The sequence below is a fragment of the Massilia antarctica genome (assembly GCF_015689335.1).
Taxonomy (GTDB): domain Bacteria; phylum Pseudomonadota; class Gammaproteobacteria; order Burkholderiales; family Burkholderiaceae_D; genus Telluria_A; species Telluria_A antarctica.
On the sequence record NZ_CP065053.1, the window covers coordinates 1738517 to 1764226 of the forward strand.

The following is a 25710-nucleotide window of genomic DNA, read 5'->3' on the forward strand; positions in this document are numbered from 1 at the left end:
AAGCTCAGCTTGCCAAAACCGTTACGATCCACAAGCTCACTGACGCGGGAAGTGCTCCTGGAGCACTTCCCTTCGTTTTTAGAAGCTCACGCCGCCAGTGACGTAGAACTGACGTCCCAACGCACTTGCATAGCGCGCGTCGAATCCCGCCTGATTTCCGCCGCCCGCAGTACGAATACTGAGAGGTGGTTCTGCATCAAACACATTACGAATACCCAGGGAAATGCCCAGGTTAGCGTATTGTTTCAGCTGAATTCGCGTTTGCCAGTCAACGGTCGTAAACGCTTTCACGTCACGTTTGAGACCGGTGAACCCGACCGGCAAGGTGCCGTCAGCGTTGACGAGCTTTAACGCGTTGTCGTTCTCCGTCAGCACCTGATCGTGATAACCAGAGCGGAAATTGATCGCCAAGGTGTTGGTGTAGGTATCAAGACTGGCCCAGCTGGCCGACAGCCGCGAAACAATGCGCGCGGTGACGTTGTTGTATGCATCAAACCGGCCAACGCTGCTTTCCGTGGCAGATCCAGGCACGTCGACCTCGGATTTCAACATGTAGGTGCCATTCCACTTGAAGTCGAACTTGCCCACGCCGGTTCGCATTGAATACGAGTTGTCCCAGTCAATCCCGCGGTAGCGCGCTGCGGCTAGGTTAAATGTCGGAAGCAGCGTGACCAGCTTGTTGGCGCCGATACCCTGATCATAGACAACGGAGAAATTCTTGTTGAATTTGACCGGATCCGCGAAGGGAAACTGTTCCGGAAGGGTCGTCAGCTGGTCCTTCATGTTTACCGACCACAAATCCAGACCTAAGGACAAGCTCTTGACCGGATCGAAGCGAACACCGACTGCGTATTGGCGAGACGTCTCAGGCCGCAACCCACTTGGCCCGGTGAGGTTATTTCCACCGTTGAGCAAATACTGCTGCGTCGTTCCCGTACAGTACGCCGCGCGCGGATCCGGGGCTTTGACAGGGCAAGCATACGCCCCGGACGTATTGCCGGCCTGAACGGTGGGCGAAGCGATCGAGTCCATATTCGCCACCTTGAAGCCCGTCCCATACGATCCCCTGAACAGCAAATTATCGACGGGAGTGAAGCGGAAAGCGAGCTTGTAGGTTGCCTTCTTGTTGGAATTGCCCTGTTCCGCCGGAGGCAGAAGCTTCCCGTCCGATGGATCGAAGACCATGCTGTTTTTCACGGCCGCATACGCATCGTAGCGGGCCGCGGCCGTCACTTCCAAGGTCTTCAAGACTGGCGTCATCCACTCGGCGGAAGCGCCCCAGTTGTTGCGCTTGGCCGCGACAGGCAGGTGATCGGCCGAGTCGCCCAACGGGGTGTCGGTAAAATTGGGCTGTTGCGCGTTCGCTCCCTGCGAGATGGGACTCGGCATGAAATCGTAGCGTTGCTGCGAATAGTCACCGCTGAGCGCCAACTGAGAAGGTCCGCCAGGTGCGTCGAACAATGCGTGGCTGAGCGTCCCGCTAATCCTGTCCAGTTTGACTTCGGTCTTGTTTTCGTTGGTATTCAGAATTGCCGGCGCGAGAACAGCAGACGAACTACCCGATGGACCGAATGGATTGAACTTACCGGAAGCGACAATGTCGTTATAGGCATTCTTGCTCAGGAAGCCGCCCACAAAATTTGATTCCTGACTATTCTCCGAGTGCGTAAACGATGCCGAGTAATCGAACCCATTCTTCATGCCTGACGCGCCGAAGGCGAGATGCCTTGCATCGGTAATATAGTCTCTGGTCCTGCCTCCGGCGTCCGTGAACCGGATATTCATCGACGCGGATGCCACGTCGCCTGGCGACACACCGATCTTACCAAGATACGGCAACACTTCATTGGTATAGAGAGTCCCGGTCACCGGCAGAGTCAGGCGCTGAGCAGCGGGCGCATAGCGCGCCGTCTGCTTGTATTTTGAGAGGACAAGCTCGCCGAAAACATTCAGGTCAGGATTGAGCTTCATGTTGAAAGACGAGAAGAGACTGTCCCGCTCAGACTTCGGAACCAGCTGAACAGTCCCCGCGTAGTCGTACCAGCACGACTTGTCATCTGCCGTACCAACAAATGCAGTGTCAGGACCGCAGGCGCCGGTTTTAAAGTAAGAAGGCGAAAATATCTTCACCGTGTTGTCCTTGAGGCTCAAGGTGGCCGACGCCGGTGCGGTATTGGCCGCCAGAAGGTAAGTGGAATAATTCTTTCCGTTTTCGCTAAAGCGCTTCAGTCCGCTTTTTGCGAAATCACGATCCTTCGCATTGAGTTCGCGTTGAGCGTCATGAGCGTAGGTCACCAGGAGGTTGTACCCATCCTTGTCGAGGTCGCCGAACCCTTTGGATAGCGAGAAATTGGAGTTTCCTCCACCTGTTTTTCCTGGCCGATTCACGCCAGCATCAAATCGAAAATCCTGCTGGCTTTTTTTGAGAATGAAATTGATGACGCCTGCAATGGCGTCGGACCCGTATAAGGTTGAAGCACCGTCGGTCAGAATTTCCACGCGCTCGACCGCGCTCATCGGAATGCTGGCAAGGTTAACGGCGCTGCCCGATCCGTAGGACGCCATCCGGCGACCATTCAGCAATACCAGCGTATAAGCGGCTCCGATACTGTGGATCGAGGCGTTTTGAACACCGCCGCCGCTGCCGTTCACGGACTCCGATGCCGTGGTAAAGCCTTGCATCGATGAGAGCGATTGAACGAGCTCTTCAACGCTTTTAGCGCCCGTTTTTTGGATATCCGCCGCGCTTAAAAATTGAACTGGCAGCGCCCCTTCCTTGGCGATGCGTTTGATCGCCGAGCCAGTGATTTCCACTCGCTGTATTTCTGCCTCCTGAGCGTTAGCGCTCAGGCAAAATGCGGTACTGCCGCCGATCAGACCTGTCATACATAGAAGTCGTATCGCTGCACAAATCGATTTCTCTTTCAAGGGTGTCTCCCCAACATTTGGTTAGTTAATTTCTGAGTTTGTCCGGCTATGTCCGTCAGTATTTGGTGAATGGCATGCCGGGCTTATAGATATATGCAATATGCATACATATGTCGATTCCAAGCCGTTGGTCCGCTTGTGCCAAGTAGCGTCGCGAAGTGCGTGCTTTTAGCCGACTGAACGCGCCATAGCTGATGCATGCCGAAGCCATGGTTACGAAAATTGCTTCGGCGAATGTAGCCTAACCAGTTTGACCATTTGTATCTATGCGCCTTTCGCCCTGTTCAGGCGCATAACGTACATAACTTCCCGATCCAGGAAGTAGGCGGTCTATTGACCCACCTTCCATTGCGCATTTTCGGCAGCTGGAATCGGGGTTCCATCGACTCAGGAGTTACGGACATGCAAGAGCCAACGAAGCAGGAACGCTGGCCAGCGTGCCTGCAGGCACAGGCCGAATCCGGGCAAACGATGCACGCTTGGTGCGCCTTCAACGGTGTCACGGACGTGACCGTTCACTACTGGCGCAAACGCCTTGTGACCACCGGCGCGCGCGGCGCAATTCATCACGCTGCCTGATCCGACCGGAAATGCCGCCATGCGGAAGTGGAGACGCCAATACGCATGGGCAGCGTGGTGGGCTTTGCCGGCGCCGAGGACCGCATTGCGCCAGAGCGCTTCTGGAGCGTCGCTTGCGACATCCTGATTCCGGCCGCGCTGGGGCAGCAGATCACCAAGGATAACGCCGGCCAGATTCGCGCGTACATCATGCTTGAGGGCGCCAATGGACCGACGACGCCGGAGGCGGACGATATCCTGCGCGATAACGGCGTGCTGGTGGTGCCGGACGTGATCGCCAACGCGGGCGGTTAGGTGTAGTAGCCCGTAGATTCCGTTCAGCTACCCTCAATCGAATAAAAGATGCTCAATCGCAGCGTGGCACTTGCGTACCTATTTCTCGCTTCCGTTGCCACGATACCGGTGCATGATCGAGGGCATGGACTGGCAATCGAAGCATACCGCCGAAGGGTTCGCGCATGAATGTCCGCGCCAAGCCCGCCACACATGCCACGATATTGCCATCTGCCCGATAAGCGCCACCCGAAGCCGCGTTCAAACCCACAGCCGATACATCCAGAACGATTCGTCCATGATGAACCGCAGCGCGAATTCGCCGGGAGAAAAACCGGTAATCCGCTTGGTCGCCCGGCTCATGTGCGCCTGGTCGGCAAAGCCCCCGGACTGCGCCAGGCCGGCCCAGTCCAGCGGCTGCCCGGCCTCGTAGCGATCGCGCGCGGCGAAGAACAGATCCTCGGTGCGGACCAGCGATTGCCACTCGCGCAGGGAGCGGCCGCTAAATGACTTGATGCGCCGTTCCACATGACGCGTACTGTGCACGCCGCTCCATTGCTGGGCCTTCCACGCGAGGCGCTCGACCCAGTGCCTGCCCATCTGGCGCAGCGATGGCTGTGCGCCCGTCCTGCCCTGCAAAGCCTGCCACGGCACAGCAAGATGGTTCTCCAACACCGACAGCAGGGCGTCATCTTCACTGGCCAGGAGTGCATCCCAGAGAGGAGCCCATTGCGCGCCCAGCAGCTCGGCTGCTGGAACAAAGCGATCCTGAATGGCGGCGAGGTCAAACCCGAACAGGGCTTGGGCCGCGTCCGCATTGAAGCAAGCCATATAGCCCCGGCCCGTGCCCGGGGTCCAGCTCACTGTAGGGTGCGACTGGCTGCCCGAGATGACGACCGGCGACGCAAACGGGCGCCAGCATGGCCCGCTTGCGCTGTCCCCAATCAATCCCGCATCGAGGCCGCGATACCAGGAAATCGCCACCAGGGGTGACGCGGGAAAGTGGGACAGGCGCTGGGCACTCGTCAAGGCCAGCGAGCGAGTATCGCGGCCGACCAGGGCGACCAGCGCACCCTGCAATGCGGGAGGCGCCAGACGCAGCCATGCATGCGGAGCGCCGTGGCCGTCGGCGCGCGGACCGCGCTCCAGCGGCCCTGGCGGAAGCATTGACAGCGGTGGTTGAATGGAGCTCATCGCTTGCCAGTATAGCAAGCAGCTTCCCCAAGCGGTGATGTCGTTTCGGTTCAATACACAATGCCAGCCGAGGTCGACAATGCTGTCATGAATACGACCTCGCCTCCACAATGCCCATACGGGCACGGCAAAAACGCTGCCGCGCCTTCCCTCCATCCGCCGGGAGTGTGGCCCCCGGGACCAGCGTCCGGACTGACCGGCTGGACCGTGCTGCGCCGCATGTCCCGTGACCTGCTGGGCTCGGTGGCGGAATGGCGCCAGGCATACGGCGACGTGGTCCATCTGCGCATATGGCCTGAACACCAAATTGTGGTGACCGACCCGCAACTGGTGCGTGATCTGTTGGTCGGCCATCACCTGGAATTGCGCCGCTGGGAGCGAGGCATCAGCGTATTTTCGCAGCTGCACGGACACAGCGTTCTCACCGCCGAGGGGGAAGCGTGGCGCGCCAAGCGCTCCGCCTTACAGCCAAGTTTTTCGCCTAAGGCGGTGCAAGCCTTCGTTCCGGCTATAGCGGGTGCTGCCGCGAAGACGTTTGCACTCTGGCCCAGGGGCGAGGCAGACTGGCCTATTGAAAGCGCTCTTACCTCCCTCACGATGGACGTCATCTTGCGCATGATGTTTTCCAGTGAGATTGACGAGGACGCGCGCGCCGCGGAAGGTGCGCTGAACGACACTGCCAAAGCCGCGAATGCCGAGATGTACTGGCCAGCAAGTTTGCCCGACTGGATGCCGTGGAAACGCGCCAAGCGGCGAGGCATCGCCTTGCTCAAGCGCCTGATCAGCGGACACGTCGAGAAAAGGCTGGCGCTGGCGCCTGATGCATGGCCGGAAGATCTGCTCAGCCGGCTGCTGGTTCTGCACCGCGACGATCCTGCGGCCTGGCCACTGAAGGCCGTGCACGACGAATGCATGACTGCTTTCCTGGCCGGCCACGAGACGACGGCGGCAACGCTGACCTGGTGGGCTTGGTGCATGGCGGCAAACCCGCAGGCGCAGGAGCTGGCGCGGCGCGAGGTGGAGACGGTATTGCAAGGCAGGCTGCCCACGGCGCAGGATCTTCCCTCGCTTGCCTACCTGGCCACGACGCTGCAAGAAACGCTGCGCCTGTATCCTGCCGCGCCGGTACTGTTGTCGCGCCGCTCCACGCTGGCGATGACGCTGGGCGGCTGGCAGCTTCCCGCTGGAACGATGTTCATGGTGCCCCTACAGTTAATGCAGCACGATGCGCGCTGGTATCTGGACCCGAGTGCGTTTCGCCCCGAGCGCTTTGACTGTGGCGCGCCAGACTTGCCGCGTGGGTCCTTCATGCCATTTGGCACAGGTCCCCGAGTTTGCCTGGGCCAGCACTTGGCAACGACGGAGATGACGGTCATCGCGGCAATGCTGTTGCAGCGCTTCACGGTGAGCGTTCCCGAAGGGATGGCGGCGCCCCGGCCGGCCTTCAACATCACGCTGCGCCCGGAATGTCCGCTTCGTTTGCGACTAAAAGAATACATACAAGGCGGATAACACGGAAGGCTCGCCCGAGCCAAGCGCGCGGCCGGAAACAAGAACAACAAATCCGCTTAGCGTCGCCGTTTTTGGGGGGTGCATGTTCATGGAATAGATCGGCTAAGTTAGCTACTCGCTGAACGACACCTCCACATGAATGGTGTCGATTCCGAGCCCACCCGCTCAATCCCAAGTCAACGAAACATCACGAAGGCTCGTGAAGACGACCTGGTTTGACGCTAAGCTCCGGTGTTTCACGCCGCCTATTCTGGGAATATATACGGCAATTGGCCCGCGCGGAATTTCTCAATGCATTTTTCAATCAGTGGCCAAGCAGTCATCGGCGTCATATACCCCGCCTCCGGCCATGTACCGTAATCCTCTTCAACGAGCCAACCGGACAGCACACCAACACATGGCAGCTGCTCTGGATCAATGTCTTTATCATCGACTATTTCAAGCGACCAAGATGAACCACGCGCACGCAAATACCACGGAAAACCGTCAACCCAACCACTTCCTTGAAGCGGGCCCTGGCCTGCCAAGTATCCATGTCAACAGCGATGTCAGGCAGATTCCTTATTTTCGGGTGAGCAGTGCTGCCGCCAACAAAACGACGATTGCCGCGGCGGCATAGGGCGCACTTGGCGAAACCCCATACAGCCAGGCAGCTCCCAATGGCCCCGCCGTGCGGGCGATCGCTTGCTGCGCTTGGTTGGCTCCCTGGACCTCGCCCTGCCGTTCAGCCGGCGCGGCGTTGGCGATCAAGGCACTTGCAGATGGTTGAAACAGACCGTCCCCAAATGTGAAGATCGCGATCCCGGCCACCAGAAGCGTCGCGGCAGCGTGAAGGGGAAGCAGCGCAAGCAACACTAAGCCGAGGCCATTGATCACAAGGCCAGCGGTGGCGACGCGTCGCTCTCCAAAGAGCGACTGCAGCCGGGGCGCGGCGAACCCTTGACTGACGATGTCCATGACGCCAACGCCGGCCAGTACCAGACCGATGCTGGTAGGTTGAAATGCCAACAGATCCATGAGCAGCACAGTCAAGTTCGCCTGAAGCACGGCGCCCCCCAAGGTAAAGCAGAACACGACCGCAAACAGTAGGCGCAGGCGCCGGTCGCGCAGCGTACGCACCAGCTGGCTGATCGCATTGAATTGGCGCCAGCTGAGGTGCGCGCGGCGGTTGGCGCGTTGATGACTCTCCGGCAAGTAGAACCAGACCAGGATAAAATTTACCATTGCGAGTCCAGCCGCGCCATACAAAGGCGCCGACAGCGAGACCTGTCCAAGAGTGCCACCGAGAACAGGCCCCAGCATGAAGCCGAGGCCGCCGGCAGCGCCAAGCATGCCGAAGGCCTGGCCGCGCTTAGCCGGACTGTGCGTGTCCGCTACGTACGCATACAGCGCCGAAATGCTGCCAGCAGTGACGCCTTCGATCACACGGCCCACAAGCAAAATCCATAACGAGCCGCCTATGCCGAACACTGCAAATCCCAGAGCGGAACCGCACAGTGAAAACAGCATGATGGGACGCCGTCCGAAACGGTCGCTCATCGCGCCCAATACTGGTGCGGCGACGAAGGAACAGAGGGAATACAAGGCCAGCGTCAGTGATACCCATAGGGCGATATCCTGCGCCGCGACATAGCGCGCAACCGAAAATGGCAACACCGGGATGATCAGTGTGAAGCCGGCAAAGTTGAGGAAAACAGACACCGCAATGATAGCGGTACGCCCGTTAAAACCGGCAAAGACCGAGGGAAATTTGGATGGCGAGACGGCCATGTACTGCTCCTATATCGACTGTTCGACAGGAGCAGTTCATCGACATGACGACCACACTGACGAACAGGTGGCGCCAACTGGCACCAGTGTTCGTCGAGGGTTCGCATGTTAGGAACATGAAACAGAGCTTTCGTTTCCGAAAGGGCTTGGGCCTACCTATAACCAAGCCTGCCTTTTCCGACTTCAAAAGTATAGCGTAGTCTGCCCCCCGGCGGTAACTAGTGGTGTGCACCACACGATGGGGCGTTTGCCGATCCCTGGTAGCGCTTGATGACGATTTCCAGGTACTCGCCTGCCACCAACAGCTGATTAGGCCTGCTCTGGGTCAGACTCGGCCAATTGTGGTTCCTCGCTGCCGTCCAATGTAAGGAATAATGTTGCGTTACCAACAAGCGAAAGATCAGCAGTTACCGCCAGCCGCCGACCAACTTTATTGTTTACCGACCGACTTTATTGTTTCGATGTGCACAAACAATAAAGTTTGACACAACCGCCTTAACAAAAACAACAACTTGCGAATTTCTTGCGGCGCCGCCACCGAAATAAAGTTTCGATCGGTGTGGGCATGGTGGAGCACCTTTTCTATGAGGTAAATGTGATGATTGAACTAGGGGGTACGAAGCAGAGGTAGTGCAGCCTTGTGATTACTGGTCAGCCTGCGGTGAGCGCCTGATGTCCACGGAGATGCTGGCGGAATCGCTCGGCGTAGTCTTCTGTCACGGCGGCGGCAACGCTCGGTCGTGCCGCCAGTGCTGCCCGCCACGCCAACACGCGTGGAAGGCCCTCGAATATCGGCAGCGACACCGTCGGATCCACGATGTCAAAATACCGAAAAAGAGGTGCGAACACCGCATCGACCATGCTGAAGGCTATCCCATTGAAATATGGCCCTGTCGCAAGCACCGCCTCCAACCGCTGGAGCCTGTCCCGGAACGCCGCCTTTTTTGCATTCGCAGTCGAGCGTTCCGATGCGTTCAGAAACTGCCAAGCGTCGGCAAGGGTCGCCGTGCCGAACTCAATCCAGCCCCGCTGCCGGGCACGAGAGAGTGCGTCGACTGCATACAGCGCCGCGCCGTCCTGAGTTTCCTCAAGATACTCGCAGATCGCCATGCTTTCGAAAAGGACGGAGTCCGCCCCATCTGCCTGCGCTACCTTGAGCAATGGCACCTTGCCGGTTGGCGACAGCGCCAGGAACCAGTCTGGCTTGGCCGCAAGATCGACATCGATCCGTTCAAACGGCACGCCCTTTTCCAGGAGAACGATCGCCGCCCGTTGAACGAACGGGCAAAGTGGATGGCTGATAAGGGTGAGGCTGGTATGGGGCATGGGTTCTCCGGAAAAAATACAGTCTCGATCGCGCTACAGCAACTGCCCACCCGAAACGTCGAAGGTCGTGCCGTTTGCCCACCCCATGTCGTCGGAAAGGATGGCGGCCACCGCGCCGCCGACATCGTCCGGCAGGCCGACGCGGCCAAGAGCGATGCCCTGCGCCACATAAGCGTTCACATCGTCGTTGTCGCGCACCGCGCCACCGCCAAAGTCGGTCGCGATTGCACCGGGGGCGATCGCGTTCACCCGAATCCGACGCGCACCAAGCTCGACCGCCATGTACCGGGTCAATACCTCAACCGCAGCCTTCATCGCCGCATAAAGGCTATATCCAGGCAATGTGAAGCGTACGAAGCCGGATGAGACATTCAGGATGCGCCCGCCGTCCTCGATCAGCGGCAGCAGCTTCTGAGTCAGGAACACCGGTCCGCGCAAATGGGTGCTGACCAGCGACTCGAATTGCTCTTCGGTTGCTTCGGCGAAATTGGAGAAAAGCCCGTTGCCAGCGTTGTTGACGAGAAAATCTAACCGCTCGCGGCCAAAATCGGCCTTCAGGGTTTGCGCCGCCTTTTCGGCGAATGCAGGAAAACTCGCCGTATCGGTGACGTCGAGCGCTAGCATGGCGGCTTTGCCGCCCAGCGCCTCGATCTCCTGACGCAGTGCGTCGGCTTCGGACACGCCGCTGCGGTAGGTACCGATGATGTAAACGCCACGTTTGGCGAGATGCAGCGCCATGTTGCGGCCGAGGCCACGACTGGCGCCGGTGATAAGTGCGATTTGCTGGGTCATTGGGTTGCCTTGATGAAAAGTTACGCTGCAATCGGTGCCGTCCAGGCACCCTCGCGCTTGCTTCGATATTAAGTTGTCGACAGCGCGACCGACAGGCCAGATACGCTCAATATATTGCCCGATTGTCTCAATCCACTTTGTCGAACGGGTAGACCATGGCATTATTTGGAAATGACTGACCACTTCGCCCAACACCTCGACATCGCGCTACGCCATGCGCCATCAGCGGTAACCATTTCACCTATCCCACGCCTGGAGATCAGCGTGGGGCAGGCGAGCACCGACAAAGCGCCGTGCCTATACCGCTCGATGATTTGCTTCATCCTCCAGGGTTCCAAGCAGGTGCAGATCAACGATGCTCTTCTGAGCTACAACCCTGCGCATTACCTCATCAGCGCTCTGGAGCTGCCGCTGACCGGCCAGATCCTCGATGAGAAGGACGGTCGCCCCTATGTCGCAGTGTCGCTGATTCTGGACCCCGGCCAGTTGGCCGATGTCGCGGCCACCATGCCGCAGGTGCGCGATGCCGAGCCGCAGGGTATCGGTATCGCGATCAATCCGATGACAGCGCCACTGCGCGACACCTTGCTGCGGCTCCTGGCGCTGCTGGACACCCCGGTCGACATCCCCGTGCTCGCTCCCATGGCGGAGCGCGAATTACTCTATCGTCTCCTGCAAGGCCCGCAAGGTCGTCTGCTGCGCCAGATCGCCCAACCCGAAGGTACGCTGGATCGCATCCGGCGAGCGGCGGGATGGATAAGAGACAATCACAACACCCGCTTGCGCATCGAGGCGCTATGCGAAGCAACCGGCATGAGCCGCGCCAGTCTGCATCGCCATTTTCAGGCGCTGACCGGGCTCAGCCCGCTGCAGTATCAGAAACAGCTTCGGTTGCAGGAAGCGCGACAGCTGTTGCTCGCCGGTGACAGCGCATCGGAGGTTGCCTACGCCATCGGCTACGAGAGCGCCTCGCAGTTCAGTCGCGAATATCTCCGGCAGTTCGGCGCGCCGCCAGCGCGCGACGTCCGTCGGATCAGAGCGGCCATCGGCAGCCCCGGCAAGGCCTGAGCGCGATCAGGGTCTCTCGATGCCTTCGAAGGTCTTGAGGACCTCGACCGCATGGGTGGTCGCGTCATAGGGCAAGTTGCCGATCCCCCGGGTGGTTGGTTTCGTGGTGACAGCAGTCCAAAGGCGGCCCCTGTTTCCTTCTGCGAAATCCAGGAGGGTGTCGCGGATGAAGGTGTCGCGGACAATCTGCTGCGCACTTGCGCCTGGACGCTCCTGTCCGACAATGCCGTACATCTCGGTGCCGTGCACCGCGTGCGCCCCTTCGACCGGGCCGACCGAAAGCAGGTGTGCGTTTCCGCCGGCCGCGGCATGCGCCAGCGCGGCGCGGACATGCGGCAGTGTAAAGGAGAAGTCGGTGAGTAGTGCCCCGCGGACTTCGATGGGAGTGCGGCCATCGATGTCGTACGCGGCGATGATCGCACGGGCGCGACTGCGTGGGATCCGGTTCCTCGCAGCAAATTCCTTGACGAGTTCGCTGATGCTGCCGGGATCGAAGTCGTCGGTCTTGTGCAGGACCCACCAATCGGTCTCATGGGTGGTGCTGCTCAAAAAGATGTCGATGTCCCGGTGACGTCCGGACTCGAGGACCCGCAGGGGATGGTGCGCGATAACGCCGCCCGGCTGGGAGTGGTCGTCGACGATGGCGATGACAGTGTTATCGATGCCGTGCCGTGCACCTGGATCCGCAAGTTGCGTCTTGCTCATCGTCTCGGCGAGCAACATTGCGTCGATATTCAAAAGCTGCTCGGGATCGTCTTGAATTCCCAGCCTGGTGAGCACCTCAAGCGCTCGTTCTTCCGCCCCCCACGCCGGCACCAGACGTGACGCCATGCCGGAGAACGCAGCGAGGCGGCGATAGAGGCCATCGGCCGACGGCGCCGCGAGCAGGCTGAGCGTGGCGAAAGCGCCCGCGCTGTGGCCGGTGACGGTAACGTTGTCCGGGTCGCCGCCGAAACGGGCGATGTTCACCCTTACCCATTGGAGTGCGGTGATGATGTCCTGCAGACCGAGGTTGGTGGCGTCCGCGAAGACGCCCCCGTACTGAGAGAGCGAAAGCCACCCGAACGGGCCAAGCCGGTAGTTCAAGGACACCCCGACGGCGCGGCCGGTCGTGGCGAGACCCGAGGCGTTCGAGGTGGTCTGGGTGTTTGCGCCGAGCTCGAAGCCACCGCCGAAGATATAGACGACCACGGGGAGCGGTTCATTGCCAACGTCTTCGGGTGCCCAGACGTTCAGGTTCAGGCAGTCCTCGCTGAAACCGTTGTCGGCCTCGAGCCAGCCAGTGTCGCCGGCTTGCATCGGGGCAGCTCCCTTTTTGTCGTAAGGCAGATCCGGGTTGAACGGCAGCAAGGTGGGGCGACGAAAACGCTCTGCGGCGGCGTAAGGGATGCCTAGCCAGGAGCGGATCGAGCGGGCAGCGGTATCCGTATCGGTCATGTGGTTGTTTCTTCCATTGAGGTTGCGCGATGAGGCGACGTGCGGCGGGGGACACTGGCTTGTCGATGTCCAGTGCTCATCAAACCGTTGACTACCAAGCCAGCCCCTTGGGCGCGCTGGAGAACCCAATGGCACGAAGCGCCGCGCAAAGAGGGCTCTTGTAAGTCGATTGATCATCCACGAGTTCCAGGGTGAAGGTTCCATGCTGTTCCCTTTTCAGTGCAATTGCCAGTGCGGTTAGGCCTGCGGCAAGCGGCCTGGCCATGTCGACGGCATCCGCATCACCATAGCTGAGCAAGTGACGCCCGCCCTGAGCGAGGTAGAACATCAGGCATCCGTCGACCAAGACGACGAAAGCCCCGGTGCGACGCGCCGGGCGCACGTTCGATGGATGAGAGGGCCAAGGCAGCAACGTTCCGAAGGGATTGGCGGGGTCTGCCGCGGACAGCGGCACTGCAACGGGTTCCCCCGGAGGCGCAGCGGCGAGTTCACGCAAGCGATCGACGGTGACGCGCTCGGCGAACTGGGCTGCCCCCAGGCCTTCGACAAAACGTCCGCGCAGCACCCGGCCGGCGTCCTCCATGCCGCGCAACACCGGTCGCAGCGCCGGGAAACCGCCGGGGATGTCCTCGGTCATCGCCGCACTGCGCGTGACCACGCCATAGCGGTCGAGAAGCCCCTCCACCCGCGCCAGCGCCCGGGTGGTGTCGTTCACCGGCTCGGGGTGCAGCAGCGACCAGCGGCCTGCGAGGGTCGGATCGCTGAGTGTCGGCACAGACGCCACAGATGATGTCGCCTCGGACATGCGCTCGTTGTAGGACACCCCGCGCAGCCCTCTGCGTCGCCGCGAGGCTTGGATGGGGCGTGGCCGCGGTGCCGAACGTGCACCGCAGTAGGCCCGCAGGGGCGACCAAGTGTCGGCGGTGATATGACCGGTCCAGGCCAGGTTCCAAAGCGCCTCGTGGATCTCCGAAGGCGTAGGCGCCGGCTCTCCAGACTGCAGGCGGCTCGCCGCCAGCGCCATGAGCTGGCGCACGAAGTACGCGCCGCCGTTGGCCAGGCTGGCGAGCAGCTCCTGTTGCAGGGCCGGCAGATGGGCTGCCGGGGCGGCGTCAGGCGATGGCGACAGGGTCTCGGCGGCACATTCCTGGAGGTGAAACGCGACGAGTCCATCGTTCTCGCCGAGCCGTCCGTGTCCGGACCAGAGCACCGTGCCCGTGGCGATCAGCTCGTCGAGCATGCCCGGGGCGTAGTCCCGCACGCGGGAAGGAAACACTTGGCGTTCCCACAGAGACGCCGGAAGCGCCACGCCGGCCAGTTGTTCGATAACGCGGGTCACCCCGTCTATTCCGACAAGTGCACCACCGCCCGCATCGCGGCCGGAAACCGCTACATTGCCCGCGACCTCGGGCACCAGACCCTGGCGCTCCAACAGCAAGCGTGTATAGGCCGGTTGCGGCACCGGCCGGGTAGCCTCGCGGGCGGCCTGCAAGGAACGCAGCCGCAGGCGCTTGAACACCTCGTCGCCCACCCATTCATGGCGTGCCAGCGGATGGACACTGCCCTCAGGCGTCTGCGCTTCGAGGCGGCTCTCGACGCCGAAATTGCCTTTCAGCAGCTTGCCCAAGCCGGACAACTGCTCCAGTGCCTCGTCCGCCACGGCGACGCCGAGGCCGAAACGGCGCGCGGCTTCGCCGGTGCTGAACGGCGCATGGGTGCGGGCGTAGCGTGCGACCAAATCGCGCAGTGGCGCTTGCGTCGGCCCCAGGAAGACCTCGGGCAGACCGGCTGGCAAGGTGATGCCGAGCGCATCGCGCAGCCGGGCGGCATCCTCGACGGCAGCCCAGTGGTCGCGGCTGGCAATCGTTACGCGAATGGCGCGCCCCTCGCGCTCCAGGTCGGCGAGGTAGGCCCGGGCATTTTCCCCGTCGCTGAGCCGCTGCGTCATGTCTTCCGTGGTCAGTGGCCCGAGCAGGCGCAGCAGATCCGCAACCCCTTCCATGCCCTTGGCCTGATGGCTGGGCACGAGCCGCTGCAGTTCGCCCCCTACGTGATTGATGATGACCGGATCGAGAAGTTCTCCCAAGTCGACCTGGCCGAGAAGATCGGCGAGCAAGCCGCTGTCGAGCGCAAGAACCGAGGTGCGCCGCTCGGCCAGCGGGGTGTCGGTCTCGTACATAAACTCCGCCACGTACCCGAACAGCAGGCTCGCGGCGAAAGGAGAAGGTACTTCCGTGGTGACCTCGGCAATCTGCACCGCACCGTCCTGCAGACGCTGCATCAGTGCATCGAGTGCCGGCAGGTCATAGACGTCTTGCAGGCACTCGCGCGCCGTTTCGATCAGGATCGGAAAATCAGGGTAGCCCTGCGCGATCTGCAACAACTGCCCGGCACGCAGCCGTTGCTGCCACAGCGGCGAACGGCGCCCGGGCATACGGCGCGGCAGCAGCAGTGCCCGCGCTGCGCATTCGCGAAAGCGTGCGGCGAACAGCGCCGAGCCAGCCACGGCATCGGTGACGGCTTTGCGCAGGGTCTGCGGATCGCAGAGGAACAGTTCGGCGCCGGGCACACGGCCGGCAGTATCGGGTATGCGCGCGATGATGCCGTCGTCGCTGGCGACGACCGAAGGATCGACCTTCAAGCGCTGGCGGATGCGCTCGGCGATGGCCAGCGCCCAGGGGTCATGCACGCGCCGCCCGTAGGGAGAGTGCAGGATGACTCGCCAGTCCCCGGTCTCATCGCGGCAACGCTCCAACACCAGGGTGTGGTCAGTGGGCAACATGCCGGTCGCCTCGCGCTGCTCGCCGGCCAGCTTGAGCAAGTTGTTCATCGCATTGCGGTCGAGCCCGGCCGCCTCCAGACGTTGCTTCAGCGCGGGGTCGATGTCCAGGCTGCCATCGGCCCTGGCAGCGCCTTCCAGCAGCGCAAGGAAGGCACCGATGGCCTCACCCAGTTCGGCCGGCCGACCCAACCCGTCGCCGCGCCAGAATGGCAGGCGGGCCGAGCGTCCCGGGGCTGGCACCACGACCACCTGGTCGTTGGTGATCTGCTGGATCCGCCAGGAGGACGTTCCCAGGGTGATGATGTCGTTCACTTTCGATTCGTAGACCATCTCCTCGTCGAGCTCGCCGACCCGGCGCGAACCGGCCTGTTCCACGCCTTCGGGCAGGACCACGCTGAACATGCCCCGGTCCGGGATGGTGCCGCCGCTGGTGACAGCCAGTTGCTTGGAGCCCGGGCGCGCGCTCAGCTGGCCCGTTTCACGGTGCCACACCAGGCGCGGGCGGAACTCGACGAATGCGTCGGAGGGATAGCGCCCAGCCAGCATGTCGAGCACCGCATCGAACACACTGCGCGACAAGGTGTGGAACGGTGCTGCGCGCCGCACCGTTGCATACCAGTCATCGACATTGACTTCTTCCATGGCAACCGCAGCCACGGTCTGTTGCGCCAGAACGTCGAGCGGATTGCGTGGCGGATCGATGGCCTCGATGCGTCCGGCCAGCATGGAGTCAATGGTGACGGCGGCGTCGACCAGGTCGCGCCGGGTGCGGGGATAGATCAGCCCGGCCGAGGTGCCGCCCACCTGGTGGCCGGCTCGGCCGACACGCTGCAGAGCACTCGCCACTGAAGGGGGCGCGGCGACCTGGATCACCAGTTCGACCATGCCCATGTCGATGCCCAGTTCCAGGCTGGAGGTCGCTACCACACAACGCAGTTCGCCCGACTTCAGCGCCTGCTCTATTTCGCCACGTTGCTCTTTGGAGACCGAGCCGTGGTGGGAGCGGGCGATCAGTGGCGCGACACCCGCGGACCGGCTGTCAGTGCCGCCAACGGAAGATGGGTAGTGAATGGCGGTATCGCCGGGCGCTGCCGGTGGGGAGGCGTCCTCCTCAGCCAGGCGCTCGGCATAGAGTTCATTGAGACGCGCGGTCAATTTCTCGGCGAGGCCGCGCGAGTTGGCAAACACGATCGTCGAATGCCGGCGCAGCACCTGCTCGAGGATGCTGGCTTCGATATGGGGCCATATCGAGCCTTGCCTGTCCGGGAGGCCATCTCTGGCAGTGGTGCTGTTGCGGGGTGGAATGTCGGCCATGTCCTCCACGGGCACCACGATGCGCAGGTCGAACTGGCGGCAAGAGGGCGGGTTCACCACCGCCACCGGCCGCGATCCGCCCAGGAATTGCGCGACCCGGTCCACCGGACGCACCGTCGCCGACAACCCGACGCGCTGCGCCGGCGCCGACAGCAAGGCATCGAGGCGCTCCAGGCTGAGCGCCAGATGCGAGCCGCGCTTGCCGCCCGCGACTGCATGGACCTCGTCCACGATCACGGTCCGTACGCCGCGCAGGGTTTCCCGCGCCTTGGACGTGAGCATCAGGTAGAGCGACTCGGGCGTGGTGATGAGGATGTCGGGTGGCCGACGCAGCAGACGCGCGCGCTCGGACGGTGGCGTGTCGCCGGTACGCATGCCGACCTTGATCTCTACGGGGGGATCGCCACGGCGCTTGCGCTGTGCGGTGATGCCCTGGAGCGGGTCGCTCAGGTTGCGCTGTACGTCAGTGCCCAGCGCCTTGATCGGCGAGATGTAGAGGATGCGTGTCGCCGCCTTGGTGACGCCAGCCGCGGTCCCGTCCTGCGCCTCGCGCTCCCGAAAGAGCTGGTCGATGGCTTGCATGAACGCTGCCAGCGTTTTGCCCGAACCCGTGGGCGCGATTACCAGCGCGTTCTGGCCGCCGCCAATAGCCGCCCACGCCGCCGCCTGTACGGCCGTGGGCGACGGGAACGCGGAGCCGAACCAGGCGCGGGTGGCGGGCGCGAAGTGTCCGAGCGGGTCGGCCTTCGCTGTGTCCGGAAGCTCCATCATCGTGGATCAGTCCTTCGCGCTCTTGACCGCCGCGTGGTAAGCACGCTCGGCCCACTGCTGCAGTTGTTCGCGATCCTCGACCACGTCGGCGGGCACGTCCCAGTAGGACTTCAGCGCATGCTGCTCGCCTTCGCTCACATATCCCAGGGCATGCGAGCCGGCAGTCTCGTAGTCTTTGCGCGAGTCGTCATCCACCTTGAAGTACAGGCCGCCATGCCAAACCATGGCGAAGACGTGATCGTGCCGGTAGAGTGCAACGGCACCGAACATCTGCCGCGTGGTGGTCTTCGCCCAAGGCGAGAGCTGGTCGACGTAGTAATCTGCCATTGCTTGGGTCTTGCGGGATTGCTCAGTCATTGCCTGGGTTCTTTCCTTGAAATTGTCTTTCGGGCCTGTTGGCGGGAGTGGGTCGGCTTCGATGATCCTGTGGCGTTGCGCCGGTAGCGCCCGGTCACCGCTTGGTTCCTGGTCACGATCCGCCTTTCTTCGATCCCCCCTTCTTGGGCCGATCGTGGGCCGACACCGTCTCGACGACCGACCGGTAGGAAGTCTTGACCAGGTCGGTGACCAACCGCTCGGTTATGCCCCGGCCCGCGCCAACGGAGATCCAGTGGCCCTTGTCGAGGTAGCGTCCTGCGGTCACCGTGTCGAAGCGTTCGCGCAGGACTTGCGCCTGCTGCGGATCGGCTTTCAGGGTGATTATCTGCTCGTTGGGGTCGTCAGTGACGATCATGAAGACCTTGTCGCCGACTTTGTAGACGTCCAGCTTCTCCACGAAGGGGCGTCCGTGGCTCACCTCCGGCAGCGACAGCGCGACCTTGCGGGCGAGTGGCTGGAACTGCCGCTCAGAGAGCTTCTTCTCACTTGGCTCCTGATCTGGAAGCCCCTCCTGAACCAGCCGGTAGGACTCGCGCACTTCGGTCTCGACCAGTGCCCGGGTGATGGTGCTGCCGGGCGCGATGGAGATCCAGTGGCGTTTGCTCAGCCGATGTCCGCCCGCGGTGATGTCCGGATGCTGCAGACGCAAGACTTCCGCGCGAATCGGGTCGACCTTGACGATCACCCGCGCTTCATGGTCCAGCACAATACTCGCCAGCATGAAGACCCGACCACCCACCTTGTAGGCGTGCCAGTCTGCACCGAACGAGTTATCAACGATTACGCCAAGCCGAGGCCGGGCGGCCTTGTCGGCCCAATCGAATAGTGCGCCGGAGTCCATATGGTCTCTCCCAGTCAGTTGGCACTCCATCAAGCGCGACAGGGAGCCGATGCTGCGTTCAGGAGGCCGAGGCCGTCGTCATGGACTGCGTGATGGCCCAGTTCGAATGCACGATGCGCCACGCGCCGGCTATCATGCGGTAGACCTCCGTCGCGTTCCAGGCACGCAGCAGGGTCTCGCCGCCGTTGTCGCCAGCAACATAGGTCCGCAGGTTGTAGCTCAGCACGGCCAAGTCGCCCGCCTCACTGGCGATGACATGGGGATTAAGGTATTCGTTGCGCACGATGTGCGGGTTCTTGTAGAGCTTCTGAATGTGCAGGGCGACCGCATCGCGCCCGACCAGCAGCCTCTCCAGCGCGGGGTCGAAGTAGCTGATGTCCTCGTGGTAATTGTCGAGATAGCCGTGGCTGTCGCCGACGCTCCAGCGTTCGTTGAGTGAACGCTCCAACTCAAGCAATTCGTGACTGATGGTTTGAAGGTTGCTGCCCATTACGAATTTCTTTCAGTAGCTGAAAATGGTATTCTCTAACAATGGACTTGGTGAATCAAGACAAAATAAGCCCATATTAAGACACTTTTCGGACATATTTGGAAACCAATGCACATCTTTCGCAGCTGTTGTGAAGTGAACCGATGAAAAGATCGGGGCGGCACGTACAGGAAATCCGCTACCAGCCCGAAGGGTCGTATCCCTACGACCTGGAGGTCTTCCGGGTCTCGGAGCTCCGGCGCAGGACCAGCCGAGAGGGAATGCGCCGAACATACGGCTATACGTTCTACATGCTGATCCTGGTGACCGAGGGACAGTGCATCCAGTTGCTGGACTTCGAGCCCTGCGCCGGCCAGGCCGGTAGCCTGGTCGTGGTTCGCCCAGGACAGGCCCATAACTTCGGAGAACGTGAGGACTGGGACGGCTGGATACTGCTGGTGCGCCCGGAGTTTCTCTGGCCCGCCTCATCGGACGAGAGCCTGCGTTCGGAGTTCAACATTGAGCGCTTACCGACGTGCCTAGAAGTCGATACCGACGGCCTGACGCGCGCAACAACCGCCATCGAGTGGATGCGGCAGGACGCCGCAGCTCATGACCCGGATGGCTCGGGTCCAGCGCGGCGAGATCGTGGCCGGTCTGCCGAATGGGTCGAGGCCGTGCAGGCGCATCTGCGCCACGCGCTCTACGCGCTGGTGTCCTGGCTTGTCGTGGCCTACGGCGACGAACACCTGGAGCAACCACGCAAGCGGCCGGCGCTCAAGCGCTTCCATCTGTTCAAGGAACTGGTGGAGCAACACTTCACTGAGTGGAAGGACATCGGCACTTACGCCGCCGAATTGAGCTGCACGGAAAGAAGCCTGACGCGTGCGGTGCTCGACGCCAAGGGCATCAGTGCCAAGGAATTCGTTTTGAGGCGACTGAGCCTAGAGGCCAAGCGTCTTCTCATACACACCGATTGGCCCGTCGGCGTCATTGCCGGCAAGCTCGGATTCAAGGAGGCCACGCATTTCAGCAAATTCTTCCGAAGCACGGTTGGGTGCACGCCCTTGCAATTTCGATTCACCGACGGACACGGATGAAATGAAATCGAACGTGTTCCTCCTTATTCTATTCGCTCGCTTCACTCGGCCAGAGAGCGTAGTGGGTTGAGCAGTTCAAGCCGCCCGAAGTCAGCGATAGGAGCGCCCTTTTCCTGTGACTTCAGCTCTTTCTGACTGCTGTGGTCAAGTAACTTCGGACACCACGATAGGTTCCCGTGCTGTCCTTTTTCGTTCGTAGATAGCGGGCGGCAGATTGCCCAATGCTGAATTAATTCGCTTGCAGTTGTAGTGGAGTGGTTCAGTTGTTCCAAAAGCGGCTACCGGTCGGCTTCTATCAGGCCCGTTCTATCCAATGTCGGCTATTCGACCGCCCAATCTTGTACCAGCAAACGTTCACGGATGCCTGGATCGGTTATTGCCGAGCGATGCTTTTTTTCACCAGAGCTAAGACTAGGTGTTCTCAAAAGATCGACTGTGGCTTCAAACCCATGGCCTACGGTTTCAATCTCAAGGCAAGCCAACAGCTGGGCGCCTTGATATAAAATCAGCATAGGCAGATTCTCTGGTTGATAGTCCCCGATGAATTCGCCATGTTCTACCAGATCCAGCCACAGCCACGTTTCGTCTAACAAGGGATGGTCAGCGTAGAGGTCGAATTGTACGCGGACGTCCCGGCACCGGGAGCACCATTCTGTAGCGCCGATAATGATGTAGACACGGGCGTTCGTACACTGCAAGCGCTGCGCCAGGATACTTGCATCGTCCCAAGGATTGAGTGGTCTACTCATCGCACTTCCTCGTCGATTAACAGGCGTCGTAACTGCTTGATGGTTGCAAGTTGATCTTCGATCCGTCCACGCGGCGCCAGCTTTATTTGCGGATAACACTGGCGCAGGAAGTGACTGGCCACGCTACGGTGGGCCTGCGGTGCCGTTTCCAGCACCGCGACAGCGAATAGTGGAGTCAAACCCTGACCGGACAGGCAGCGCTGGCGGGCAGGCAGATGGGCCGTGGAATAGCGCGCAATCGCCTCCATATCAGGCAGCGGCAACCCGTGATCCGCATCCGAGCGTGCTTCGCTTATCCCTGCGCTATCACCCGATAGCGCAGGTTCAGGCAGCGTCAAACCTGCCGATTCCAGGTCCACGCCGGTGATGGTCTGCCATACCCAGCCGGCATAGCGGCTGGTGTCCGGGTGCGACATCTTGGCGATTGCGTACGCCAGATGGGCCGAATCGCCGTGATAGGCAACAAAGTGCAAACTGATCCGAGGCGGCATGAAGTCCAGCAGAGCGGGAATTTTGTCGTGCCCGAGCGGAATCATCGTCGCCAGGTTTCGCACCCAACGCCGGAGCCTGCGTAGTGCCTGGTGGCGGTACCAGCCCGTTGATTCGTTGGACACAACGACTTGCTCGACCACGCACTGCCAGACGGTGTTTGCGAGCGCAATATTCCCCTCGTCGTTGCCCCTGGGTGCCTGACGGGCGAGAGCGTGGAGCGCGATGGCAGCCTCGGCGCGTACTGCCATGGCGGGATTGACAATGCAACGTGTCAGCGCCGCTTCAAGCAGGGGGCGATGCGGCACTGTCGCGGCAACACGGCACGCAGCGGCACAGATATGTGCATCCGAACTGTATAGGAAGTCCTCGACAGGCTGGCCAAGCAGGCCTACAGCATTGGCATCCAGCAGCGCGGCCGCGCGCAGCGCCGCGACCTGCTGGATGACTTCAACATCGGCACCGGTCCAGCGCCGGACGATGCTTGCTACCTGTTCTGGCGGCCGCCAGGCAAGCGCGCTGATCACGCCGCGTAGCAGTTCCTCCGGGCGTGCGCGAACCTGCACCAACAATGCCTCCATGGCGACAGGCTCGTTGAGACAAAAAACCTGATGGGCATAAACGAAAGCGCCAGCGGCCTTTCTCCAACGTTCAAGAGCGGCCAGGCAAGGCACCAAGCCGTCCTGCCCGGCGACTTGCAGGCCCTCGAGATGGGCATCGAGCATGTCGCCAAACCGGGTCAAGCCATCGAGACTCAAGCGTGGCGTAATCACGGAGCCATCAAGCAGCGCCCAATAAAATGCCGCGTCTTCGGCATGCCGCCGAATAAGTGGCGCAATAATTCTGGGAATGGGTAGTGTCGTCATTGGGAGAGCACTCGGCCTGCGCGCTTAGGCGGCAAAAGGAGAAACCAAATTTGTCCATGCCTGTCCATCGAAGCTCTTAACGTGCTGCGGACTCGCGATGGCAAGCAAGCCATCGAACACATCCATATGTCCCCAGATCGATACGGTTTTTCCCTCGTGCTCGACCGGAATGAGTTCCTTGCCGTCCCACTGACGGAATTGGTAATCGGACGATAACCACAGCCGGTTCTGAAACCACAAGACGTCATTCCAGAGAATGCTGGAGGTGCCGTGGTAAATCGATTTCCAGGTCGATTTTTCTCCCATCCAAAGACTGCCCCCTTCGCCCGAAATATACACGTTGCCGTCACCTGCGCAGGTCACTGTGGCAAGCTGCACATTGCTGGGGAAACCCATCTGCTTCCATCGTGCACCATCGTAATGCCATACATCGCCATGCCCACCCACTGCATACATGTCGGATGGGGAAAACGCGTCAAGATCACGAAATCCTTGGCCTGTCGTGACCTCAACCGTTGGAAAACCGTCCTGGAACGGCACCCATTTTCCGACTTCGACGCGCTTGTATACGGCACGGCCAGCGCCAACCGAATAGGTGACGCTGCCGATGCACTTGAGCTTCTCCGGAAATGGCGACTTGCCGGGCGCAATATGCTCCAACGGGCCGTTACCGTTGCCGCGCGGCCAAACATCACCATCGCGGTTCTTTGAAGCGACAAGGCCGCTAGGGCGCGGAAACGGTGCGCGAGCAACACCGACCACCGGATACGCCATCCCTTCCAACTCCTGATAGCCGCAATTATCCCCAGTCGGGCGTCCGGTGAACAGTGAAATGATGCGCGTGGGAATCTGCGAATCGAACAAGAGCGATGCCTCATGAAGGGGGGTTTTTTTTCTGGCACACATTTGCAGGATGCCCTTTTCCTGGATCGCCAGATCGACGATTTCAAAATCCGAGAACACTTCGGTCCAACGTTTTTCATCTAAGAATGGGTTCACAATGAACTCCTTTGAAATTTGATGTGATTACGATCGACGGAAGTGTACCTCGCAATCCTGCCGGCCCCTCTGACTTCCAATGGGATTGCGTCTTCATCCCGGATGGTTACACTCAGACGTTCGCTGAGATGGGAGCGGCGAAGGACGAGATCTCGATGCGCCGCAAACGGAAATTTGCAAGCTAGTTGTCGCCTAAACGCGGTTTCTATGCTGCTTTTTTGAGTTCTGGATTTTTCTCCTTTTTGGTGACGGTCTCCGTGACACTTTTTTCCGGATTGAGGTGCACGGTCGTGACTGGCGCCCAGCTTCGCGTGTCGCCACTCCAGCGCTCCGGGCGCTCGGCCTTGGCCGCCTCATAGACCTCCGTACGTTTGCGCAGCAGCTCGCCATCCAGGCCCGCGTGCCGCTGTGCCGGCGTGACGAACTGGATGGCACTGTGACGGTGCTCCTCGTTGTACCAACGCACGAACGTGCCGACCCACTGCCGCGCGGCCATGAGGCTTTCAAATGAGCGCTGCGGGTAGGCTGGGCGGTACTTGAGCGTTTTGAAGAGGCTTTCGCTGAAGGGGTTGTCATTGCTACACGCGGGCCGACTGAACGATGGGACGACGCCGAGCTTTTGCAGCGTTGCAAGCATGGTGGCACCCTTCATCGGACTGCCGTTGTCAGAGTGCAGCACCACCTGTTTTGGCGCGATATTTTCACGCAAACAAATATCGCGCATCACCTCGCTGGCTAGCTCGCTGCTTTCCGATTCGTAGACCTGCCAGCCGACGATCTTGCGGCTGTAGATATCCATGAAGAGGTAGAGATAGAAATAGATGCCCATGACCGTCGTCGGCAGATAGGTGATGTCCCAGCTAAACAGCTGGCCCGGTGCTGTTGCCACCAGCGCACGGGGCTTGTGGCGGGGTTTTGCCGGCTTCTCGGCCCCACGGTGCTTGAGCTGGTTTGCCGCGTTCAGCAAGCGATAGAACGTCGACTCCGAGGCGACGTACTCGCCCCGGTCGACCAGTTGTGGCACGATCTGGCTTGGTGGGAGGTGGCCGAATTCGGGTGAGTTGGCGATCTCCAGTACGCGCTTGCGTTCCAGATCGCTCAGGCGGTTCTTGGGTGTCTGCACCCGTGCCGGCCGTCGATCACAAGCCCCCTCAGCTTTGTCGTTCTGCCAGCGCTGCAAGGTCCGCTCGCTCAGCGTAATCACCTCGCAGGCCCGCCACTGGCGCGCGCCGGAACCGACCGCCTCGGCCACCAAATCCATCACCTGGTCGCGCTGCGGGAGGTCGGTCATCATTCCTCGTCCTCCCACAGCGCGCGGAACTTTTTTTGCAGGATCAGCAACGCGGCCGCCTCCGCCAACGCGCCATTTTTGCGCACAATCTCGCGCTCGAGCTTTGCAACCTTGTCCTTCAAAGTGCGCATTTCGCGCACGCCCGTTGCGGGCTCTTTTACCTCTCCGCAGAAGGCCGCCTCCCAGCTGGTCAGATGATGGGGGAATATGCCGTGCTCGCGGCACCACGCCTGCAAAGCCTCGTCGGACAAGCCATGGGTGGCCCGCAATGCGGCAAACTGCTCCGCGGCAGTCCAGTCCTGAGGGCGCTTCTCGCGCGCCGTCGGCGCGTCCTTAATGGTCACAACTTTATTCTTCATCCAATATTTTAACGTGTGGTGATTCACATTCAGGTCTTCGGCGACCGACTTGACCGACCGGTGGCCTCGTGAATACACTTTGACCAGGGCTTGTTCGATAAATGCTTCGGGATATTTTGATGACATTGGTGCCTCTATATATTGAAAATTAGAGGCGATAACTAGTTCCGTCGCTGGCCGTGGGCCAAGCATCGGAGTCCGTCCTGCTCGAACAAGAAATCGAAAACCTGACGTCTTGAGGGAACGGGTTCCGCTGCGCTTCACCCGTAACACCCGTCCCCCGCTCCCGGAAACGATGTTAGAAATAAGGCACAAGAACGAACCCTAAACCCCACCACAACGATCAAGATCAGGACATAATTTGTTCAAAAACACACCCGACAAGTAGTCTGACACAGGGGGCAAAGCACTCGACTTGTTTGC

19 protein-coding genes and 1 pseudogene are annotated in these 25710 nt (G+C 60.8%); 6 read left to right on the forward strand and 14 right to left on the reverse strand.

Translation table 11 applies throughout. The features are described from left to right. Positions 1 to 78: 78 nt before the first annotated feature. A complete protein-coding gene (locus IV454_RS07890) occupies positions 79 to 2886 on the reverse strand; it encodes a TonB-dependent receptor domain-containing protein (RefSeq protein WP_229522120.1) in 2808 nt (935 codons plus the stop codon). A gap of 444 nt (positions 2887 to 3330) precedes the next feature. Here IV454_RS07890 and tnpA point away from each other — a divergent pair, with 444 nt between their 5' ends. Both tnpA and IV454_RS07900 read left to right on the forward strand, forming a co-directional pair. Next, positions 3331 to 3507, forward strand: a complete 177-nt coding sequence (gene tnpA / locus IV454_RS07895) for an IS66 family insertion sequence element accessory protein TnpA (protein WP_206091019.1) — start codon at positions 3331 to 3333, stop codon at positions 3505 to 3507. Positions 3508 to 3555: 48 nt separating this feature from the next. Continuing rightward, positions 3556 to 3798: pseudogene (locus IV454_RS07900) on the forward strand (Glu/Leu/Phe/Val dehydrogenase); the annotation flags it as partial. 243 nt (positions 3799 to 4041) lie between these two features. Here the strand turns inward: IV454_RS07900 and IV454_RS07905 are convergent. Further along, the gene (locus IV454_RS07905; protein WP_206091021.1) at positions 4042 to 4974 is read right to left on the reverse strand and encodes an AraC family transcriptional regulator; all 933 of its coding nucleotides are present in this window, start codon (positions 4972 to 4974) and stop codon (positions 4042 to 4044) included. 87 nt (positions 4975 to 5061) lie between these two features. On the opposite strand from IV454_RS07905, the gene IV454_RS07910 reads away from it, so the two are divergent. Further along, entirely contained in the window at positions 5062 to 6486 is a 1425-nt protein-coding gene (locus IV454_RS07910) for a cytochrome P450 (RefSeq protein WP_206091022.1), read from the forward strand. A 561-nt stretch (positions 6487 to 7047) separates the two neighbouring features. Here the strand turns inward: IV454_RS07910 and IV454_RS07915 are convergent. From IV454_RS07915 to IV454_RS07925, 3 genes are all read right to left on the reverse strand, one after another. Next, the gene (locus IV454_RS07915; RefSeq protein WP_206091023.1) at positions 7048 to 8256 is read right to left on the reverse strand and encodes an MFS transporter; all 1209 of its coding nucleotides are present in this window, start codon (positions 8254 to 8256) and stop codon (positions 7048 to 7050) included. Between the two features lie 651 nt (positions 8257 to 8907). Then, entirely contained in the window at positions 8908 to 9582 is a 675-nt protein-coding gene (locus IV454_RS07920; RefSeq protein WP_206091024.1) for a glutathione S-transferase family protein, read from the reverse strand. Between the two features lie 33 nt (positions 9583 to 9615). After that, positions 9616 to 10374, reverse strand: coding sequence for an SDR family NAD(P)-dependent oxidoreductase (locus IV454_RS07925; protein WP_206091025.1), 759 nt, complete (start codon positions 10372 to 10374; stop codon positions 9616 to 9618). Positions 10375 to 10545: 171 nt separating this feature from the next. Between IV454_RS07925 and IV454_RS07930 the strand changes: the two genes are divergently transcribed. Then, positions 10546 to 11442 (forward strand): AraC family transcriptional regulator, encoded by an 897-nt coding sequence (locus tag IV454_RS07930; RefSeq protein ID WP_206091026.1) that lies wholly within the window; start codon positions 10546 to 10548, stop codon positions 11440 to 11442. A 6-nt stretch (positions 11443 to 11448) separates the two neighbouring features. On the opposite strand, the gene IV454_RS07935 is transcribed toward IV454_RS07930, so the two are convergent. The 5 genes from IV454_RS07935 to IV454_RS07955 all read right to left on the reverse strand — a co-directional run bounded on the left by IV454_RS07935 (position 11449) and on the right by IV454_RS07955 (position 19455). After that, positions 11449 to 13083: a carboxylesterase family protein gene (locus tag IV454_RS07935; protein ID WP_307730214.1), complete on the reverse strand. Its 1635-nt coding sequence runs from the start codon at positions 13081 to 13083 to the stop codon at positions 11449 to 11451. After that, positions 12971 to 17746 (reverse strand): ATP-dependent helicase, encoded by a 4776-nt coding sequence (locus IV454_RS07940; protein WP_206091028.1) that lies wholly within the window; start codon positions 17744 to 17746, stop codon positions 12971 to 12973. Before IV454_RS07940 ends, IV454_RS07935 begins: the two co-directional genes overlap by 113 nt. Before the next feature lie 6 nt (positions 17747 to 17752). Beyond that, positions 17753 to 18103, reverse strand: a complete 351-nt coding sequence (locus IV454_RS07945; protein WP_206091029.1) for a TfoX/Sxy family protein — start codon at positions 18101 to 18103, stop codon at positions 17753 to 17755. Positions 18104 to 18215: 112 nt separating this feature from the next. Continuing rightward, positions 18216 to 18965 carry an MmcQ/YjbR family DNA-binding protein gene (locus tag IV454_RS07950; RefSeq protein ID WP_206091030.1) on the reverse strand — a complete coding sequence of 250 codons (750 nt, stop codon included), beginning with the start codon at positions 18963 to 18965 and terminating at the stop codon, positions 18216 to 18218. Positions 18966 to 19023: 58 nt separating this feature from the next. Further along, a complete protein-coding gene (locus IV454_RS07955; protein ID WP_206091031.1) occupies positions 19024 to 19455 on the reverse strand; it encodes a YybH family protein in 432 nt (143 codons plus the stop codon). A 260-nt stretch (positions 19456 to 19715) separates the two neighbouring features. Here IV454_RS07955 and IV454_RS07960 point away from each other — a divergent pair, with 260 nt between their 5' ends. Next, the gene (locus tag IV454_RS07960; protein WP_206091032.1) at positions 19716 to 20534 is read left to right on the forward strand and encodes a helix-turn-helix transcriptional regulator; all 819 of its coding nucleotides are present in this window, start codon (positions 19716 to 19718) and stop codon (positions 20532 to 20534) included. Positions 20535 to 20854: 320 nt separating this feature from the next. On the opposite strand, the gene IV454_RS07965 is transcribed toward IV454_RS07960, so the two are convergent. Genes IV454_RS07965 through IV454_RS07975 form a run of 3 tightly spaced genes read right to left on the reverse strand, consistent with a single transcriptional unit; the run spans position 20855 to position 23637 of the window. Then, positions 20855 to 21283 carry a hypothetical protein gene (locus IV454_RS07965; protein ID WP_206091033.1) on the reverse strand — a complete coding sequence of 143 codons (429 nt, stop codon included), beginning with the start codon at positions 21281 to 21283 and terminating at the stop codon, positions 20855 to 20857. Beyond that, entirely contained in the window at positions 21280 to 22638 is a 1359-nt protein-coding gene (locus IV454_RS07970; protein WP_206091034.1) for a hypothetical protein, read from the reverse strand. Before IV454_RS07970 ends, IV454_RS07965 begins: the two co-directional genes overlap by 4 nt. 24 nt (positions 22639 to 22662) lie before the next feature. Then, positions 22663 to 23637, reverse strand: a complete 975-nt coding sequence (locus IV454_RS07975; protein WP_206091035.1) for a beta propeller repeat protein — start codon at positions 23635 to 23637, stop codon at positions 22663 to 22665. A gap of 23 nt (positions 23638 to 23660) precedes the next feature. Between IV454_RS07975 and IV454_RS07980 the strand changes: the two genes are divergently transcribed. Beyond that, the gene (locus IV454_RS07980) at positions 23661 to 23822 is read left to right on the forward strand and encodes a non-canonical purine NTP pyrophosphatase (RefSeq protein WP_229522306.1); all 162 of its coding nucleotides are present in this window, start codon (positions 23661 to 23663) and stop codon (positions 23820 to 23822) included. A 20-nt stretch (positions 23823 to 23842) separates the two neighbouring features. Here the strand turns inward: IV454_RS07980 and IV454_RS07985 are convergent. Next, a protein-coding gene (locus tag IV454_RS07985) for an IS3 family transposase (protein ID WP_206091036.1) occupies positions 23843 to 25413 on the reverse strand; the annotation gives its coding sequence in 2 pieces (ribosomal slippage) (positions 23843 to 24957 and positions 24957 to 25413; 1572 coding nt in all). Between the last annotated feature and the right edge of the window lie 297 nt (positions 25414 to 25710).

What these genes read in the sequence shown, in the direction of transcription:
- IV454_RS07890 (WP_229522120.1), bottom strand. Translation starts at nt 2,886, where the DNA reads ATGACAGGTCTGATCGGCGGCAGTACCGCATTTTGCCTGAGCGCTAAC.
- tnpA (WP_206091019.1), top strand. Translation starts at nt 3,331, where the DNA reads ATGCAAGAGCCAACGAAGCAGGAACGCTGGCCAGCGTGCCTGCAGGCA.
- IV454_RS07905 (WP_206091021.1), bottom strand. Translation starts at nt 4,974, where the DNA reads ATGAGCTCCATTCAACCACCGCTGTCAATGCTTCCGCCAGGGCCGCTG.
- IV454_RS07910 (WP_206091022.1), top strand. Translation starts at nt 5,062, where the DNA reads ATGAATACGACCTCGCCTCCACAATGCCCATACGGGCACGGCAAAAAC.
- IV454_RS07915 (WP_206091023.1), bottom strand. Translation starts at nt 8,256, where the DNA reads ATGGCCGTCTCGCCATCCAAATTTCCCTCGGTCTTTGCCGGTTTTAAC.
- IV454_RS07920 (WP_206091024.1), bottom strand. Translation starts at nt 9,582, where the DNA reads ATGCCCCATACCAGCCTCACCCTTATCAGCCATCCACTTTGCCCGTTC.
- IV454_RS07925 (WP_206091025.1), bottom strand. Translation starts at nt 10,374, where the DNA reads ATGACCCAGCAAATCGCACTTATCACCGGCGCCAGTCGTGGCCTCGGC.
- IV454_RS07930 (WP_206091026.1), top strand. Translation starts at nt 10,546, where the DNA reads ATGACTGACCACTTCGCCCAACACCTCGACATCGCGCTACGCCATGCG.
- IV454_RS07935 (WP_307730214.1), bottom strand. Translation starts at nt 13,083, where the DNA reads ATGGAACCTTCACCCTGGAACTCGTGGATGATCAATCGACTTACAAGA.
- IV454_RS07940 (WP_206091028.1), bottom strand. Translation starts at nt 17,746, where the DNA reads ATGATGGAGCTTCCGGACACAGCGAAGGCCGACCCGCTCGGACACTTC.
- IV454_RS07945 (WP_206091029.1), bottom strand. Translation starts at nt 18,103, where the DNA reads ATGACTGAGCAATCCCGCAAGACCCAAGCAATGGCAGATTACTACGTC.
- IV454_RS07950 (WP_206091030.1), bottom strand. Translation starts at nt 18,965, where the DNA reads ATGGACTCCGGCGCACTATTCGATTGGGCCGACAAGGCCGCCCGGCCT.
- IV454_RS07955 (WP_206091031.1), bottom strand. Translation starts at nt 19,455, where the DNA reads ATGGGCAGCAACCTTCAAACCATCAGTCACGAATTGCTTGAGTTGGAG.
- IV454_RS07960 (WP_206091032.1), top strand. Translation starts at nt 19,716, where the DNA reads ATGCGCCGAACATACGGCTATACGTTCTACATGCTGATCCTGGTGACC.
- IV454_RS07965 (WP_206091033.1), bottom strand. Translation starts at nt 21,283, where the DNA reads ATGAGTAGACCACTCAATCCTTGGGACGATGCAAGTATCCTGGCGCAG.
- IV454_RS07970 (WP_206091034.1), bottom strand. Translation starts at nt 22,638, where the DNA reads ATGACGACACTACCCATTCCCAGAATTATTGCGCCACTTATTCGGCGG.